Source organism: Streptomyces sp. Ncost-T10-10d, assembly GCF_900091955.1.
Lineage (GTDB): Bacteria > Actinomycetota > Actinomycetes > Streptomycetales > Streptomycetaceae > Streptomyces.
On sequence record NZ_FMDF01000138.1, the window covers coordinates 83,749 to 99,721 of the forward strand.

14 protein-coding genes are annotated in these 15,973 nt (G+C 66.5%); 10 read left to right on the top strand and 4 right to left on the bottom strand.

Going from position 1 to position 15,973, the window contains the following annotated elements:
• Positions 1 to 86: 86 nt before the first annotated feature.
• From GA0115254_RS23325 to tuf, 6 genes are all read left to right on the top strand, one after another.
• Complete coding sequence (locus GA0115254_RS23325) at positions 87 to 3,986, top strand: DNA-directed RNA polymerase subunit beta' (protein WP_093897233.1); 3,900 nt, start codon at positions 87 to 89, stop codon at positions 3,984 to 3,986.
• A gap of 139 nt (positions 3,987 to 4,125) precedes the next feature.
• Positions 4,126 to 4,659 carry a DUF1707 and DUF4190 domain-containing protein gene (locus tag GA0115254_RS23330; protein ID WP_256102740.1) on the top strand — a complete coding sequence of 178 codons (534 nt, stop codon included), beginning with the start codon at positions 4,126 to 4,128 and terminating at the stop codon, positions 4,657 to 4,659.
• Positions 4,660 to 4,923: 264 nt separating this feature from the next.
• Entirely contained in the window at positions 4,924 to 5,295 is a 372-nt protein-coding gene (rpsL, locus tag GA0115254_RS23335; RefSeq protein ID WP_003948652.1) for a 30S ribosomal protein S12, read from the top strand.
• Positions 5,296 to 5,297: 2 nt separating this feature from the next.
• Positions 5,298 to 5,768 carry a 30S ribosomal protein S7 gene (gene rpsG, locus GA0115254_RS23340; protein WP_093897234.1) on the top strand — a complete coding sequence of 157 codons (471 nt, stop codon included), beginning with the start codon at positions 5,298 to 5,300 and terminating at the stop codon, positions 5,766 to 5,768.
• A 38-nt stretch (positions 5,769 to 5,806) separates the two neighbouring features.
• Positions 5,807 to 7,933, top strand: a complete 2,127-nt coding sequence (gene fusA, locus GA0115254_RS23345; RefSeq protein ID WP_093897235.1) for an elongation factor G — start codon at positions 5,807 to 5,809, stop codon at positions 7,931 to 7,933.
• Between the two features lie 160 nt (positions 7,934 to 8,093).
• A complete protein-coding gene (gene tuf / locus GA0115254_RS23350; RefSeq protein WP_093897236.1) occupies positions 8,094 to 9,287 on the top strand; it encodes an elongation factor Tu in 1,194 nt (397 codons plus the stop codon).
• A gap of 104 nt (positions 9,288 to 9,391) precedes the next feature.
• Here tuf and GA0115254_RS23355 read toward each other — a convergent pair whose 3' ends face one another.
• Together GA0115254_RS23355 and GA0115254_RS23360 are read right to left on the bottom strand one after the other, a co-directional pair.
• Positions 9,392 to 11,422 (bottom strand): PIG-L family deacetylase, encoded by a 2,031-nt coding sequence (locus tag GA0115254_RS23355; protein WP_093897289.1) that lies wholly within the window; start codon positions 11,420 to 11,422, stop codon positions 9,392 to 9,394.
• A gap of 249 nt (positions 11,423 to 11,671) precedes the next feature.
• Complete coding sequence (locus GA0115254_RS23360) at positions 11,672 to 12,130, bottom strand: GNAT family N-acetyltransferase (RefSeq protein WP_093897237.1); 459 nt, start codon at positions 12,128 to 12,130, stop codon at positions 11,672 to 11,674.
• 105 nt (positions 12,131 to 12,235) lie between these two features.
• On the opposite strand from GA0115254_RS23360, the gene GA0115254_RS23365 reads away from it, so the two are divergent.
• From GA0115254_RS23365 to GA0115254_RS23380, 4 genes are all read left to right on the top strand, one after another.
• On the top strand, positions 12,236 to 12,565 hold the full coding sequence (locus GA0115254_RS23365) for a hypothetical protein (protein ID WP_093897238.1): 330 nt from the start codon (positions 12,236 to 12,238) through the stop codon (positions 12,563 to 12,565).
• A 144-nt stretch (positions 12,566 to 12,709) separates the two neighbouring features.
• Entirely contained in the window at positions 12,710 to 13,171 is a 462-nt protein-coding gene (locus tag GA0115254_RS23370; protein WP_093897239.1) for a Panacea domain-containing protein, read from the top strand.
• Between the two features lie 28 nt (positions 13,172 to 13,199).
• Positions 13,200 to 13,640, top strand: coding sequence for a hypothetical protein (locus tag GA0115254_RS23375; RefSeq protein WP_141720899.1), 441 nt, complete (start codon positions 13,200 to 13,202; stop codon positions 13,638 to 13,640).
• An 88-nt stretch (positions 13,641 to 13,728) separates the two neighbouring features.
• Positions 13,729 to 14,058 (top strand): hypothetical protein, encoded by a 330-nt coding sequence (locus GA0115254_RS23380; protein ID WP_141720900.1) that lies wholly within the window; start codon positions 13,729 to 13,731, stop codon positions 14,056 to 14,058.
• Positions 14,059 to 14,189: 131 nt separating this feature from the next.
• Here the strand turns inward: GA0115254_RS23380 and GA0115254_RS23385 are convergent, their stop codons facing one another.
• Complete coding sequence (locus tag GA0115254_RS23385; RefSeq protein WP_093897242.1) at positions 14,190 to 14,627, bottom strand: hypothetical protein; 438 nt, start codon at positions 14,625 to 14,627, stop codon at positions 14,190 to 14,192.
• 44 nt (positions 14,628 to 14,671) lie between these two features.
• On the bottom strand, positions 14,672 to 15,841 hold the full coding sequence (locus GA0115254_RS23390) for an amidase domain-containing protein (protein WP_093897243.1): 1,170 nt from the start codon (positions 15,839 to 15,841) through the stop codon (positions 14,672 to 14,674).
• Positions 15,842 to 15,973 lie beyond the last annotated feature (132 nt).

Consider the following 15,973-nt stretch of genomic DNA (forward strand, 5'->3'; position numbering starts at 1 on the left):
GGACCCGTTCAGACCATTGCTGAAGTGCCCCGATTTCTCGCGTGACGCGAGGGGGCTCGAACCCCCGAAAGAGGGATTGACGACAAGTGCTCGACGTCAACTTCTTCGACGAGCTGCGGATCGGCCTTGCCACCGCGGACGACATCCGGACCTGGTCCCACGGCGAAGTGAAGAAGCCGGAGACCATCAACTACCGCACGCTCAAGCCCGAAAAGGACGGACTCTTCTGCGAGAAGATCTTCGGTCCGACCCGGGACTGGGAGTGCTACTGCGGCAAGTACAAGCGTGTCCGCTTCAAGGGCATCATCTGTGAGCGCTGTGGCGTGGAGGTCACGCGCGCCAAGGTGCGTCGTGAGCGCATGGGCCACATCGAGCTTGCCGCTCCCGTCACCCACATCTGGTACTTCAAGGGCGTTCCGTCGCGCCTCGGCTACCTGCTCGATCTGGCGCCGAAGGACCTCGAGAAGGTCATCTACTTCGCCGCGTACATGATCACGTTCGTGGACGAGGAGCGCCGTACGCGTGACCTGCCCTCGCTGGAGGCGCACGTCTCCGTCGAGCGTCAGCAGGTCGAGAACCGTCGCGACGCCGACCTCGAGGCCCGCGCCAAGAAGCTCGAGACCGACCTGGCCGAGCTCGAGGCCGAGGGTGCCAAGGCCGACGTGCGCCGCAAGGTGCGCGAAGGTGCCGAGCGTGAGATGAAGCAGCTGCGCGACCGTGCGCAGCGCGAGATCGACCGTCTCGACGAGGTGTGGAGCCGCTTCAAGAACCTCAAGGTCCAGGACCTGGAGGGCGACGAGCTGCTCTACCGCGAGCTGCGTGACCGCTTCGGCACGTACTTCGACGGCTGCATGGGTGCCGCTGCTCTGCAGAAGCGCCTGGAGTCGTTCGACCTCGACGAGGAGGCCGAGCGCCTCCGCGAGATCATCCGTACCGGCAAGGGCCAGAAGAAGACCCGTGCGCTCAAGCGCCTCAAGGTCGTCTCCGCGTTCCTGCAGACCAGCAACAAGCCCAAGGGCATGGTGCTCGACTGCGTGCCGGTCATCCCGCCGGACCTGCGTCCGATGGTGCAGCTGGACGGTGGCCGCTTCGCGACCTCCGACCTGAACGACCTGTACCGCCGTGTGATCAACCGCAACAACCGCCTCAAGCGTCTCCTTGACCTCGGTGCCCCCGAGATCATCGTGAACAACGAGAAGCGGATGCTGCAGGAGGCCGTCGACGCGCTGTTCGACAACGGCCGCCGCGGTCGCCCGGTCACCGGTCCCGGTAACCGTCCGCTCAAGTCCCTCAGCGACATGCTGAAGGGCAAGCAGGGTCGATTCCGTCAGAACCTTCTCGGTAAGCGTGTGGACTACTCCGCGCGTTCCGTGATCGTCGTCGGCCCGCAGCTGAAGCTGCACCAGTGCGGTCTGCCCAAGGCCATGGCGCTGGAGCTCTTCAAGCCGTTCGTGATGAAGCGCCTGGTCGACCTGAACCACGCGCAGAACATCAAGTCGGCGAAGCGCATGGTCGAGCGTGGCCGCACCGTGGTGTACGACGTCCTCGAAGAGGTCATCGCCGAGCACCCGGTGCTGCTGAACCGTGCACCGACCCTGCACCGCCTCGGCATCCAGGCCTTCGAGCCGCAGCTCGTCGAGGGCAAGGCCATCCAGATCCACCCGCTCGTCTGCACCGCGTTCAACGCGGACTTCGACGGTGACCAGATGGCCGTGCACCTGCCGCTCTCCGCGGAGGCGCAGGCCGAGGCCCGCATCCTGATGCTGTCCTCGAACAACATCCTGAAGCCGGCCGACGGTCGTCCCGTCACCATGCCGACCCAGGACATGGTGCTGGGCCTGTTCTTCCTCACCACGGACGAGGAGGAGCGCAAGGTCGTCGGCCAGGGCCGTTCCTTCGGTTCCACGGCCGAGGCGATCATGGCCTTCGACGCCCGCGAGCTGTCGCTCCAGGCCAAGGTCGACATCCGCTTCCCGGTGGGCACCATCCCGCCGCGTGGCTGGGTGCCGCCGGTCGCCGAGGAGGGCGAGCAGGAGTACCAGCAGGGCGACACGTTCCGGCTGCGTACGTCCCTGGGCCGCGCGCTCTTCAACGAGCTGCTGCCCGAGGACTACCCGTTCGTCGACTACTCGGTGGGCAAGAAGCAGCTCTCCGAGATCGTCAACGACCTCGCCGAGCGCTACCCCAAGGTCATCGTGGCGGCGACGCTCGACAACCTGAAGGCGGCAGGCTTCTACTGGGCGACCCGTTCCGGTGTCACCGTGGCCATCTCCGACGTCGTGGTCCCCGAGGCCAAGAAGGCGATCGTCGCCGGCTACGAGGCGCAGGACGAGAAGGTCCAGAAGCAGTACGAGCGCGGTCTGATCACCAAGGACGAGCGCACGCAGGAGCTCATCGCGATCTGGACCAAGGCGACCAACGAGGTTGCCGAGGCGATGAACGCGAACTTCCCCAAGACGAACCCCATCTTCATGATGGTTGACTCGGGTGCCCGAGGAAACATGATGCAGATGCGTCAGATCGCCGGTATGCGTGGTCTGGTGTCCAACGCCAAGAACGAGACGATCCCGCGTCCCATCAAGGCGTCCTTCCGTGAGGGCCTCACCGTTCTGGAGTACTTCATCTCCACGCACGGTGCCCGTAAGGGTCTGGCGGACACCGCCCTGCGTACCGCCGACTCGGGTTACCTGACCCGTCGTCTGGTGGACGTCTCGCAGGACGTGATCATTCGCGAGGAGGACTGCGGCACCGACCGCGGCCTCAAGCTGAAGATCGCCGTCAAGGGTGCGGACGGTGTGCTCCGCAAGACGGAGGACGTCGAGACCTCGGTCTACGCCCGCATGCTCGCCGAGGACGTCGTCGTCGACGGCAAGGTCATCGCGCCTGCCAACGTCGACCTCGGTGACGTCCTGATCGACGCCCTGGTGGGCGCCGGCGTCGAGGAGGTCAAGACCCGTTCGGTCCTGACCTGTGAGTCCGCGGTCGGCACCTGTGCCTTCTGCTACGGACGCTCGCTCGCCACCGGCAAGCTGGTCGACATCGGTGAGGCGGTCGGCATCATCGCCGCCCAGTCCATCGGTGAGCCCGGTACCCAGCTGACGATGCGTACCTTCCACACCGGTGGTGTGGCCGGTGACGACATCACCCAGGGTCTGCCCCGAGTCGTCGAGCTCTTCGAAGCCCGTACGCCCAAGGGTGTCGCCCCGATCTCGGAGGCGGCAGGCCGCGTCCGGATCGAGGAGACCGAGAAGACCAAGAAGATCGTCGTCACCCCGGACGACGGCAGCGACGAGACGCCGTTCCCGATCTCGAAGCGTGCCCGTCTGCTGGTGGGCGAGGGCGACCACGTCGAGGTGGGCCAGAAGCTCACCGTGGGTGCCACCAACCCGCACGACGTGCTGCGGATCCTCGGTCAGCGCGCGGTCCAGGTCCACCTGGTCGGCGAGGTCCAGAAGGTCTACAACTCGCAGGGTGTGTCGATCCACGACAAGCACATCGAGATCATCATCCGGCAGATGCTGCGCCGCGTGACGATCATCGAGTCCGGCGACGCCGAGCTGCTGCCGGGCGAGCTTGTCGAGCGCTCGAAGTTCGAGACCGAGAACCGTCGTGTGGTCACCGAGGGCGGTCACCCCGCCTCCGGCCGTCCGCAGCTGATGGGTATCACCAAGGCCTCGCTCGCCACCGAGTCGTGGCTGTCGGCGGCGTCCTTCCAGGAGACGACCAGGGTTCTGACCGACGCGGCGATCAACGCCAAGTCGGACTCCCTGATCGGCCTCAAGGAGAACGTCATCATCGGTAAGCTCATCCCGGCCGGTACGGGTCTGTCCCGCTACCGCAACATCCGGGTCGAGCCGACCGAGGAAGCCAAGGCCGCGATGTACTCGGCCGTCGGCTACGACGACATCGACTACTCGCCGTTCGGCACGGGCTCCGGCCAGGCCGTTCCGCTGGAGGACTACGACTACGGTCCGTACAACCAGTAAGCGAGTCGCTTGATCGACCGGAGGGCGGCCACCCCGTATGCACAGGGTGGCCGCCCTTCGGCGTGTGCGAGCAGGCGTAAAGTCGATTCCGTCACGCATGGGTGACGGAGCATGGGGGATTAACGACCGTCCGGGGGAGATGCTTGTGTCGTATCCGTCGAGGCAGCCCGACCGGCTGTCCGCGCAGAGCCCATCGATGCTGGCCTCGCACGCGGAGCGCGAGCGCGCTGTCGATGTGCTGCGGGCCGGTTTCGCGGAGGGGCGTCTTGAGAGCGACGAGTTGGAGAAGCGGGTCGCGCGGGCCCACGCGGCTCGTACGGTGGGGGAGTTGACCCTTCTCGTCGGAGACCTGCCGCAGGGTCCCGCGTTCGCCCAGCCCACGCCCGCCGGATATTCCGGCGCCGCGGTGCCGGCGACCTTCCTGCCCGCGCCGCAGCCCAGGACGAACGGCAAGGCCAAGGGTGCGATGATGTTCGGCGTACTGGCTCCGGTGACCGTGGTGACGGGCGTGCCCGCGGTGGTTCTCGGGCACATGGCGCGCAAGGAGATACGCCGCGGCGACGAGCAGGGCGACGGCCTGGCGGTCGCCGGGCTCGTGCTGGGTTGGGTGTCGATCGTCGGCTGGGCGTTGCTCCTGGCAGCGTTCGTCACAGCGGTACTCGTCACGCGCTGAGGCCGCCGACGCACGGCGTGTCGCCGTGGACAGCATGTGTTTTGACCGGAGTCGACGAGGTAGGTACGCTCAGACCTTGTGCCTGGGGTGTGCCTGGGCTCGTGTGCGTGTCCTCAACCGCATGGCGAGTCCGTCAGTGGCCACCGCAATCTGCGCTCCCTTCTGCCTTGCGGCAGGAGCCCGCAGCATTCGACACACCCGACCGCGTGGGTCGGTGACGTTCCAGGTTAGTTTCACGAACGGCACACAGAAACCGGAGAAGTAGTGCCTACGATCCAGCAGCTGGTCCGGAAGGGCCGGCAGGACAAGGTCGAGAAGAACAAGACGCCCGCACTCGAGGGTTCGCCCCAGCGCCGCGGCGTCTGCACGCGTGTGTTCACGACCACCCCGAAGAAGCCGAACTCGGCACTCCGTAAGGTCGCGCGTGTGCGTCTGACCTCCGGTATCGAGGTCACGGCCTACATCCCGGGTGAGGGACACAACCTGCAGGAGCACTCCATCGTGCTCGTGCGTGGTGGCCGTGTGAAGGACCTGCCGGGTGTTCGTTACAAGATCATCCGCGGCTCCCTTGACACCCAGGGTGTCAAGAACCGCAAGCAGGCCCGCAGCCGCTACGGCGCCAAGAAGGAGAAGTAAGAATGCCTCGTAAGGGCCCCGCCCCGAAGCGCCCGGTCATCATCGACCCGGTCTACGGTTCTCCTCTTGTCACCTCGCTGATCAACAAGATCCTGCTCAACGGCAAGCGTTCCACTGCCGAGCGGATCGTGTACGGCGCCATGGAAGGCCTCCGCGAGAAGACCGGCAACGACCCGGTCATCACGCTGAAGCGCGCGCTTGAGAACGTCAAGCCCTCGCTCGAGGTCAAGTCCCGCCGTGTCGGTGGCGCCACCTACCAGGTGCCGATCGAGGTCAAGCCCGGTCGCGCCTCCACCCTCGCGCTGCGCTGGCTCGTGGGTTACTCCCGCGCCCGCCGCGAGAAGACCATGACCGAGCGCCTCATGAACGAGCTGCTCGACGCCTCCAACGGTCTTGGCGCTGCTGTCAAGAAGCGTGAGGACACCCACAAGATGGCCGAGTCCAACAAGGCCTTCGCGCACTACCGCTGGTAGTCGCTACCCACATCGAGACCGAGAGAAGACTGAGCCTTATGGCCACCACTTCGCTTGACCTGGCCAAGGTCCGCAATATCGGGATCATGGCCCACATCGACGCGGGCAAGACGACCACCACTGAGCGGATCCTGTTCTACACCGGCGTTTCGTACAAGATCGGTGAAGTCCACGACGGCGCTGCCACGATGGACTGGATGGAGCAGGAGCAGGAGCGCGGCATCACGATCACGTCCGCCGCGACGACCTGTCACTGGCCGCTCAATGATGTTGACCACACCATCAACATCATCGACACCCCGGGTCACGTCGACTTCACCGTCGAGGTGGAGCGTTCGCTCCGCGTCCTCGACGGCGCTGTCACCGTGTTCGACGGTGTGGCGGGCGTCGAGCCGCAGTCCGAGACCGTCTGGCGTCAGGCGGACCGCTACGGCGTGCCGCGTATCTGCTTCGTCAACAAGCTCGACCGCACCGGTGCCGACTTCTTCCGCTGCGTCCAGATGATCACGGACCGCCTCGGCGCGACCCCGATCGTGATGCAGCTCCCCATCGGTGCCGAAGCCGACTTCACGGGTGTCGTCGACCTCGTGACGATGAAGGCGTTCGTCTACCCCGCCGAGGCGACCAAGGGCGAGGCGTACGACATCGTCGACATCCCGGCCAACCTGGCCGAGGCTGCCGACGAGTGGCGCGCCAAGCTCCTCGAGGCCGCCGCGGAGAACGACGAGGCGCTCATGGAGCTCTACCTGGAGGGCGAAGAGCCTTCCGTGGAGCAGCTCTACGAGGGCATCCGTCGCATCACCATCAACTCGGGCAAGGGCGGCGAGACGACCGTCACCCCCGTGTTCTGCGGCACCGCGTTCAAGAACAAGGGCGTCCAGCCCCTGCTCGACGCCGTCGTGCGCTACCTCCCCTCCCCCCTGGACGTCGAGGCCATCGAGGGCCACAGCGTCAAGGACCCGGAGGAGGTCGTCAAGCGCAAGCCGTCCGACGACGAGCCGCTCGCGGCCCTCGCGTTCAAGATCATGAGCGACCCGCACCTCGGCAAGCTCACCTTCGTCCGGGTCTACTCGGGCCGCCTGGAGTCCGGCACCGCCGTGCTGAACTCCGTCAAGGGCAAGAAGGAGCGCATCGGCAAGATCTACCGCATGCACGCGAACAAGCGTGAGGAGATCGAGTCGGTGGGCGCCGGCGACATCATCGCCGTCATGGGCCTGAAGCAGACCACCACCGGTGAGACGCTGTGCGACGACAAGAACCCGGTGATCCTGGAGTCCATGGACTTCCCGGCGCCGGTCATCCAGGTCGCCATCGAGCCCAAGTCCAAGGGTGACCAGGAGAAGCTGGGTGTCGCCATCCAGCGTCTCTCGGAGGAGGACCCCTCCTTCCAGGTCCACTCGGACGAGGAGACCGGCCAGACCATCATCGGTGGTATGGGTGAGCTCCACCTCGAGGTGCTCGTCGACCGCATGAAGCGCGAGTTCCGCGTCGAGGCCAACGTCGGCAAGCCCCAGGTCGCGTACCGCGAGACGATCCGCAAGGCCGTCGAGCGTATCGACTACACCCACAAGAAGCAGACCGGTGGTACCGGTCAGTTCGCCAAGGTGCAGATCGCGATCGAGCCCATCGAGAGCGGCGAGACCTCGTACGAGTTCGTCAACAAGGTCACCGGTGGCCGCATCCCCCGTGAGTACATCCCCTCGGTGGACGCGGGTGCTCAGGAAGCCATGCAGTTCGGCATCCTGGCCGGCTACGAGATGGTGGGCGTCCGCGTCATCCTTCTCGACGGTGGCTACCACGAGGTCGACTCCTCCGAGCTGGCGTTCAAGATCGCCGGTTCGCAGGCGTTCAAGGAGGGTGCCCGCAAGGCGTCCCCCGTGCTCCTTGAGCCGATGATGGCCATCGAGGTGACCACGCCCGAGGACTACATGGGCGATGTCATCGGTGACATCAACTCCCGCCGTGGCCAGATCCAGGCCATGGAGGAGCGCAGCGGCGCTCGCGTCGTGAAGGGCCTCGTGCCCCTTTCGGAGATGTTCGGCTACGTCGGAGACCTCCGCAGCAAGACCTCGGGTCGCGCAAGCTACTCGATGCAGTTCGACTCCTACGCCGAGGTTCCGCGGAACGTCGCCGAGGAGATCATCGCGAAGGCCAAGGGCGAGTAACTCTCCCGAGCTCACGCTTTAGGCTTGTCACCGGAGCCTGGTGGGGCATTCGTCGCAGAGCGCAAGCAATGCGGTGAATGCCCCCGGCCCCGGCATCCCAGCAAAGATCACCTGGCGCCGATGAAGCAAGGCGTACAGAACCACTCCACAGGAGGACCCAGTGGCGAAGGCGAAGTTCGAGCGGACTAAGCCGCACGTCAACATCGGCACCATCGGTCACATCGACCACGGTAAGACGACCCTCACGGCCGCCATTACCAAGGTGCTGCACGACGCGTACCCGGACCTGAACGAGGCCTCGGCCTTCGACCAGATCGACAAGGCTCCCGAGGAGCGCCAGCGCGGTATCACGATCTCGATCGCGCACGTCGAGTACCAGACGGAGTCGCGTCACTACGCGCACGTCGACTGCCCGGGTCACGCGGACTACATCAAGAACATGATCACGGGTGCGGCGCAGATGGACGGCGCCATCCTCGTGGTCGCCGCCACCGACGGCCCGATGCCGCAGACCAAGGAGCACGTGCTCCTGGCCCGCCAGGTCGGCGTTCCGTACATCGTCGTCGCCCTGAACAAGGCCGACATGGTGGACGACGAGGAGATCCTGGAGCTCGTCGAGCTCGAGGTCCGTGAGCTCCTCTCCGAGTACGAGTTCCCGGGCGACGACCTTCCGGTCGTCAAGGTCTCGGCGCTCAAGGCTCTTGAGGGCGACAAGGAGTGGGGCCAGACCGTCCTCGACCTGATGAAGGCCGTCGACGAGTCGATCCCGCAGCCCGAGCGCGACGTCGACAAGCCGTTCCTGATGCCGATCGAGGACGTCTTCACGATCACCGGTCGTGGCACCGTCGTCACCGGTCGTATCGAGCGTGGTGTCCTCAAGGTCAACGAGACCGTCGACATCGTCGGTATCAAGACCGAGAAGACCACCACCACGGTCACCGGCATCGAGATGTTCCGCAAGCTGCTCGACGAGGGCCAGGCCGGTGAGAACGTCGGTCTGCTCCTCCGTGGCATCAAGCGCGAGGACGTCGAGCGCGGCCAGGTCATCATCAAGCCCGGTTCGGTCACGCCGCACACCGAGTTCGAGGCCCAGGCCTACATCCTGTCGAAGGACGAGGGTGGCCGTCACACCCCCTTCTTCAACAACTACCGCCCGCAGTTCTACTTCCGTACCACGGACGTGACGGGCGTTGTGACCCTTCCCGAGGGCACCGAGATGGTCATGCCGGGCGACAACACCGTCATGAACGTCTCGCTGATCCAGCCCGTCGCCATGGAAGAGGGCCTGAAGTTCGCCATCCGTGAGGGTGGCCGGACCGTGGGCGCCGGCCAGGTCACCAAGATCGTCAAGTAATTACCTGACTGTCTGACCTGGTTGCTCCGCACAGAGCACCAAGAAGGGCCCCGGCCCGCCGCGCAAGCGGTGGACCGGGGCCCTTCGGCATGTTCTGAGACTTCTCAGGGGCGCCAGAGCCACGGCAGGGCGTCGACCCCCAGCGCCACCACCGTCGGCCGCCCGTCCCTGCCGACATGCAGCGCGGGCCCGTCCAGCGCCACCGACCCCCGCTTCCGTACGGAGAGCCGCTCGGACGTACGGAGCTGGATCCGGCCCTTCTCGGTGCGGCCGAGCAGCACCGGGGCGTGCGGCGACCCGGCGGCGTACACCGGCCCGTACCCGTCGAAGCCCGGCCGGTCCTTGACCAGTCGCCCGTATCCGTCGATGCCGGTCTCGTCAGCCGCCTCCCCGGTCATGACGGTCGTCAGGCGGGCCTGCGCCGCCGCGCGGTAGAACAGCTCGACGGTCCCGTCCGCACCGGGCAGCGCGGCCGGGCCGTCCCCCGGCACCGGTACCCCGCTGATCTGTGTGCGTGCGGTGACCTCATCCCCGGGCGTGTCCTGCGTCCAGTGATGCACCGCGTAACGGCCCGCTGCGAAGACATGGACACACCCCGTGTCGTCCACCACGGCGGTCAGCCCGTCCTGGACCTCGCCCCCGCCCGTGTCCCGCCACCCGCTCCACCGGCCGTCCGTGTCCCGTACCCGCGTACTGAGGCCCTTCTCCGCGTTCCGTACGAAGAGATGGACGCGCCCGTCGGGGGCGGCGACCGCGACCGGGACGCCGATCCGACGCCCGGCGTCATGGGCGCGCTCCGGGTTCCCCAGGCCCTGCCAGGCACGGAAACCGCCGCCCGGAGAGCGCTGCTCCAGGGCGACGATCTCGCGCTCGTTGTCCGCCCCGTGCCCGCTGAGCGCCGCGAACCGCAGACCGAAGAGCAACTGCCGCCCGTCCGGCAGGGTCGCGCTGCCCAGGATCGGGGCGAGCGGGCCGCCGCCGAGGTCGTCCGGCGTGTCCCACACCCCGCTGTCCGGCGCGCTCTCGCGCCAGCGCACCGCCCTCAGCCCCAGCACCCCGTACGCGACGAGCCTGCCGTCCGCTTCGGCGCCGACGGCGGGCCGGGGTCCCGGGTAGCGATAGTGGGTGGACCGTACCCAGCCCTTGCGGTTGGTGAGCGGTCGGTTGCCGCCCACGCCGTAGTCCCCGCAGCCCGCGGGGTTGCCGCAGCGCCAGTCGATCGAACCCCCGTACGGCACCAGGTGCGAGGCCTTCTCCGCCAGCACGGCGGGCGGCAGATTCTTCGGCCAGTGCCGGTTGTAGTAGCCGCGGAACGCCGTGGTGGCGAAGCTCGGCACCCCGCCACCGTCCTCGGTGGCCCGCGCCACCCACCGGATCAGCGCCGTCCAGGTGAACAGCGCGGTCGCGGTGTGGTCGGGGTGGTCGGAGTAGCCCTGCTGCTCGCTGTCCCGGCGGCGGACGACTTCGCTGCTGTGCTGGATGTCGGGGTCCGGGTCCATGGTGTGCACGGCGGTCGGCCGGAACCGGTCGAACAGCCCGACCAGGACATCGATCAGCCCGTCGTAGGTGTACGAACCCACCCGCTGCAACGGGGAGCCGTCGGCGACGACGGTCGGCAGGACGAGCCTCCTGTCCTGCCAGAGGCTGGGCAGCCCGAGACGCCCGTACGAGGTGTGCATGGCCGTGTTGATGAAGATCAGCTGCACCTCGCGGCCGCCGTTGCTGAGGCTGTTGATCTCGGCGCGGTGGTTGCCGTGCAGGCCGATGACGGACTTCTGCCAGTCCGTGAACCTGCCCAGGCCCAGCAGCGTCGCGTACGCCTGCCGGAGCCCCTGATGGCGGGAGGAGGAGTACGCGGCCTTGTCGGGGGCGGGCTGCGGGCGGCCGGGCGCACGGTTGATGCCGGTGGCCTCGCCCGCCGTCAGATAGACACAGACCAGCGGCGTTCCGGTGTCGAGGGCCTGCTGCGTGTCCGGGTTCATGAAGTACAGGTCGTCGTCCGGGTGGGCGAGGATCTGCATCATCAGGGCCCGGTGCGAGGTGCTGATCGGCAGGCCGGGCGTCGGGTCCGCGGTGGGATTGCGGCGGCGTGGCGGCGAAGGCGCGGTGCAGGCGCTGAGGGCTGCCGGGCTCATTGCGACGGCCGCCGCCGTCAGCAGAGTGCGCCGCGGCACTCCTGTGCGAGATGCGCGCAACGCAGGTCGATCCGTCACACCGTGCTCCGTCCACTTCCCCCGCAGCGGGCGGCGGTGCGGCCCTGTGCTGCGTACCGAATGCGTGCAGACGGCGGCGGGGGCCGGCCGCTGCTGCGGGGGGATAGACGGAGATTCCCAGGGGTGGGTTGCCTGGGTTTCTACGGGTGTGGGCCGAAGGGCCCGGACGGCCTAGCGTGTGGGCGTGCGCACCATGAACACGTCGATCGGGTCCTGTCGTTCCTCGGTGAACCCGTGCCGTTCGTAGAGCGCGCGGGCGGCGCTGCCCTGCAGCACGTCCAGGCGGACGGCCATGCCCTCCTCATCGGCCCGCGCGAGCAGCGAGCGCAGCACGGCGGTGCCGATGCCACGGCCCTGGAGGGTGGGGGAGAGGTAGAAGTTCTCCAGCCACAGCCCGTCCTCGACCGGCCGCAGGGTGACGCAGCCCGCGAACTCGCCGTCCGCGACGACGACCGAGGTGTGCTCCGGTGCGTAGACGTCCCGCAGCCGCTGCCGTACGCGGTGCTCGTCGTAGCGCCCGAGTCGCTCCAGGTCGGGGCGCATCACGGTGGCCCTCAGCTCGGCAATCGCCTCGATGTCCTTGAGCCGGGCGGGGCGCAGGGCCCAGGCCGCGGTGGTACGTGCGGGCATGGCCGGAGTCTGTCAGAGGCTGAACGCTGGGGCCGATTCGGGGCACTGACCGGGCAGGCTCAGGATCTGCGGAGAAGTCCCTCGGGGCCCGGTCAGCCAGCGAAGGTGCAGCTCGCGGTCCTGGATGCCGGGGCCAAGGACCTGCGGGCCCGGCTGGGGCACAGGGACATGGCACTGCTGGGGTCGGTGGTCCGCCTGCACCGTGAGCTTCCGTACGGGCCCGGCGCGGTCACCGTCGCCGGGTACTTCGACGACCGGGACGGCCGCAGGGCGCGCAGGGTCAGGATGTCCCTGGACGAGCGCGACTACGGCAAGGCGGCCGAGGCCCACCGCCGGGGTGACGAGGTCATAGTGCGGGGTGACGTCACGGCCCAGAGCGGGGTCGCCGGGATGGAGAACATCGTTTCGTTCACGGTGCACCATGTGTCCGAGTGAGACGGCGGGCTCGTTCCGTTCCTGTTGTCCGACCTCGCCCGTACGCTGGACCGACAGGGGGGATCCTCACCGCCCGGGAGCTCCGAGGATGTCGATGCGGGCGTGCGGCTCTAGGGTGGCGACGAGGACCAGAGGGGACCGACCATGGCAACCGTGCACGACGTAGCCGCGTACATCCTGCTGAAGGCCGCACCGATGTCGGCCATGAAGCTGCAGAAACTCTGCTATTTCTCCTACGGCTATCACCTGGCCTGGGAGGACCGCCCGCTGTTTGCCGAGCGTTTCGAGGCGTGGGCCAACGGGCCGGTCGCGCCGGAGCTGTACAGCAAGCACCGCGGCCGCTTCGAGCTGAAGCGCGGGGACATCGAGGGTGATCCGGCCGAGCTGGACAACCAGGAGAAGGAATCGGTCGACATCGTGCTGGAGAACATGCGCGTGTACTCCGCGCATGAGCTGTCCGAGATGACGCATCGGACCGGCCCGTGGGTCGAGGCCCGCGGCCGGGCCCAGGCGCCGGATCTGGAGCGGAGCAACGAGACGTTGCTCGATGAGGACATCGCCGACTTCTTCGGTGCGCTGGCCGAGCACGAGGAGCACAACGACTGATGCCCAAGGGGGGGGGGCCAAGAAGAAATTGGCGCTCCCGCCCAGCGGGGCGGCGCGAGAGAAGCGGATCGGTGGTGTCCGGTTACTTCTGTCGGGCGCGGCCACTTCGGACGACCGGGTGTGCTGGCGGTTCAGCCACGTCGACCACGGCGGTCCCTGGGGATTCGACCGGATGGATTCGGCCACGTTGTGTGAGGTGCTGGCCAAGCTTCGGGACTGCGAGACGATGACTCTCAACGAGTTACGCAGGACTGGTGACTTCTTCAAGGAGTACGAACTGCCCGGCGGCCTGTGCAAGGAGGCCGTGGCGCGGCTGGCTGCCATCGGCTTCGATGACGCGTCGAAGATCCAGCGTCTGCGGTTCACCGGCACCCAGCGGTTATACGGATTTCTGACCGGCAACATCTTCCACGTGTTGTGGTGGGATCCGCTCCACGAGGTGTATCCGTCGAACCTCAAGCACACCTGACCGTGCCGTCCGTCCACCGGACGACGTGGTCTTCTCTGCGGGCACCCCTTGTTCACGGCCGTCGGCCGTCTCAGCGCTCAGCTATGCCGTGCAGGCGTACCGATTCACCGTCAACGTCCGCAAGACCCGGATCGTGCCGCCGGGTGCCCGCCGGTCGGTGCTCGGTATTCTGGTCGACGGTGACACTCTGCGCCTCACTCCCGACTTCAAGTCACGGGTCCTCGGCCACCTGTACGGCATCGAGAAGTTCGGGCTCCGTGCCCACCAGCAACACCGCGACTTCGCGTCCCTCGCGGGCCTGGTGCACCACGTCGATGGCCTCATCGCCTACGCGCTCGGCACGGAGTCCGCGTGGGCCGAGCCGGTGCGGGAGCGGTGGCGGTCGATCCTGGACACACAGGGCCGGCCACTCGGCTGAGAGCGGTACCGCAGTGCGGCGTCAGCCCTTTGTCGTCGAGGGCGGAGTACCCCAGTGGCAGAGCGGGCCCTCACCGCGTCGCCTCCCAGGGCAGGGCTCCCTGGGAGGCGACTCCGGCGCATCCGGTACGGCTACTCCGTCGACGATGTCGACTTGCCGGATGGAGCCGGCCTGTCAGTGAAGACGGTCAGGTGCCACGTGCCGTGCACTCTCACCACGCTGAAGGAGTCCTGCGTTGTCCTGCCGGACTTCTCCTTCGCTGTCAGCTTTGCCGATCCGGCATCTGGCCCCATGTCGAGGTCGATCTGAACTTCCGTGATCGAGAGTCCTCGACCGCCCTTGTCGGCGAGGATCCGACCGGCTTCCCGGCGGGCCCGGGAGTCGTCAGGAACGCCACCTACTTCGATCAGGTGATCCGCATCGCGTGAATTCAAAGCATCCACGTAGGACTCGACCGCGTTGCGGGCGCCTTTCTTGGCCTCTTCGATGCTGTCTGAACCGTTACTGGAGCCACACGCGGACAAAAGCAGTGCTGCCGATATCGCGGTGACGAGCTGCCGTCGCTGCATTGTTCCTCCCCGGAATGTCACGCGAGGCCCCCGTGGCGAACCTGTCATGTGCGGTGTGCGTACCACCAGGCACGCCCGTGATCGGCCACAAGCTTCTTCAGGCTCTTGTTGTGCGTGTTGGTGGTGTGGTACGTGAGGTACGGGACTCCGTTGTACTTCTTGGTGACGACCATGGTGTGGTTGATGTTCCCGTTACGGTCCCAGTCGGCCTGAAGAACGTCGGAACTGGCGAGCTTGTACACGTTGTCGAGTGCCTTGGTCCGCTTCGAGTGCTTTATCGCGAACCAGTACCAATTCTCTGCCCCGGCCCAGGTGTAGCTCGTTCTGTCCACGAAAATGGTGTAGAACCATTTCTTGTTGTTCGACCGTTGTCCGGCATCGGTCGGCCCGACGATACCCCAGCCGCCGGCCTTCATTGCCTGCGAGACGAAGTTCGTGCAGTCGTTGCCGTATGTGCGGTAAGAGCCCTTGTTGGGGTTCTTCCAGTACTTATCGGCGTAGGCGACGATCTTTCCGTAGTCGTACCCGGCCTGTAATTTCACATCCTTTGTGCTGCCGTCCGGCAGTTCGTCCGTGCCGGATGGTGTGTCCTTGGCGCCTTCTTCCTCGTCCGGTGTGCCGCCACCCGTGTCTTCTGTCGCATCGGGTTCGGTCAACTGTGTACTGGGCGCGGGGCCTGATCCTGTGTCGGCCTTGTCCGAGGCAAGCAGCCACGTACCGTCGGCGGTTCGGTCGAACGTCACCGTGTGTGGGAGGGAGAACTCTTCGTACTCGGGTGCTCCCTCGGCGACTTCTGCGGCCGTGAACGGCATGTAGAGCCGGGTGTCCTCGGCGAGTTGGAGAGTGGCGGTGGCACCTTCCAGTGATGAGTCCGTGACGGTCACATCCACGACGGCCTTTGTGTAGCCGCCGTCCACCTGTTCGTACCGTTTGCCCTTTGCTGCGAGCAGGGCGAATTCATCCGAGGTGCGATTCGCCATGGCCGGGGTGGCGGAAATGACCGACATTCTTGCCTGGGGAGGAGTGGTGGTGACCATACTTGCGCGTGCTTGAAGATATCCCCCTGCAAGCTGCGAAAGCCCGTCGACCTCACTCGCGGATAGTCCGACCGGCTGAGAGTCGTCCTGGGACGAGGCCGGGGCTGCTCCTAATATTCCACTCACAGCCGCAATGGTGATTGCGGCGACTATCCGTCTCCTGTAGGCGGTTCGCATGGAAGTTCCCCCTGATTTTGAACATGACTGGTCAGTGTCATTTGTATCTGTCACGCAAGAGTAAGTTCCTGTAGTGGCCGCTCATAGGCTGATTGTGATCACGGAATGGCTCATTCCTTGGGGAGTCTGAGC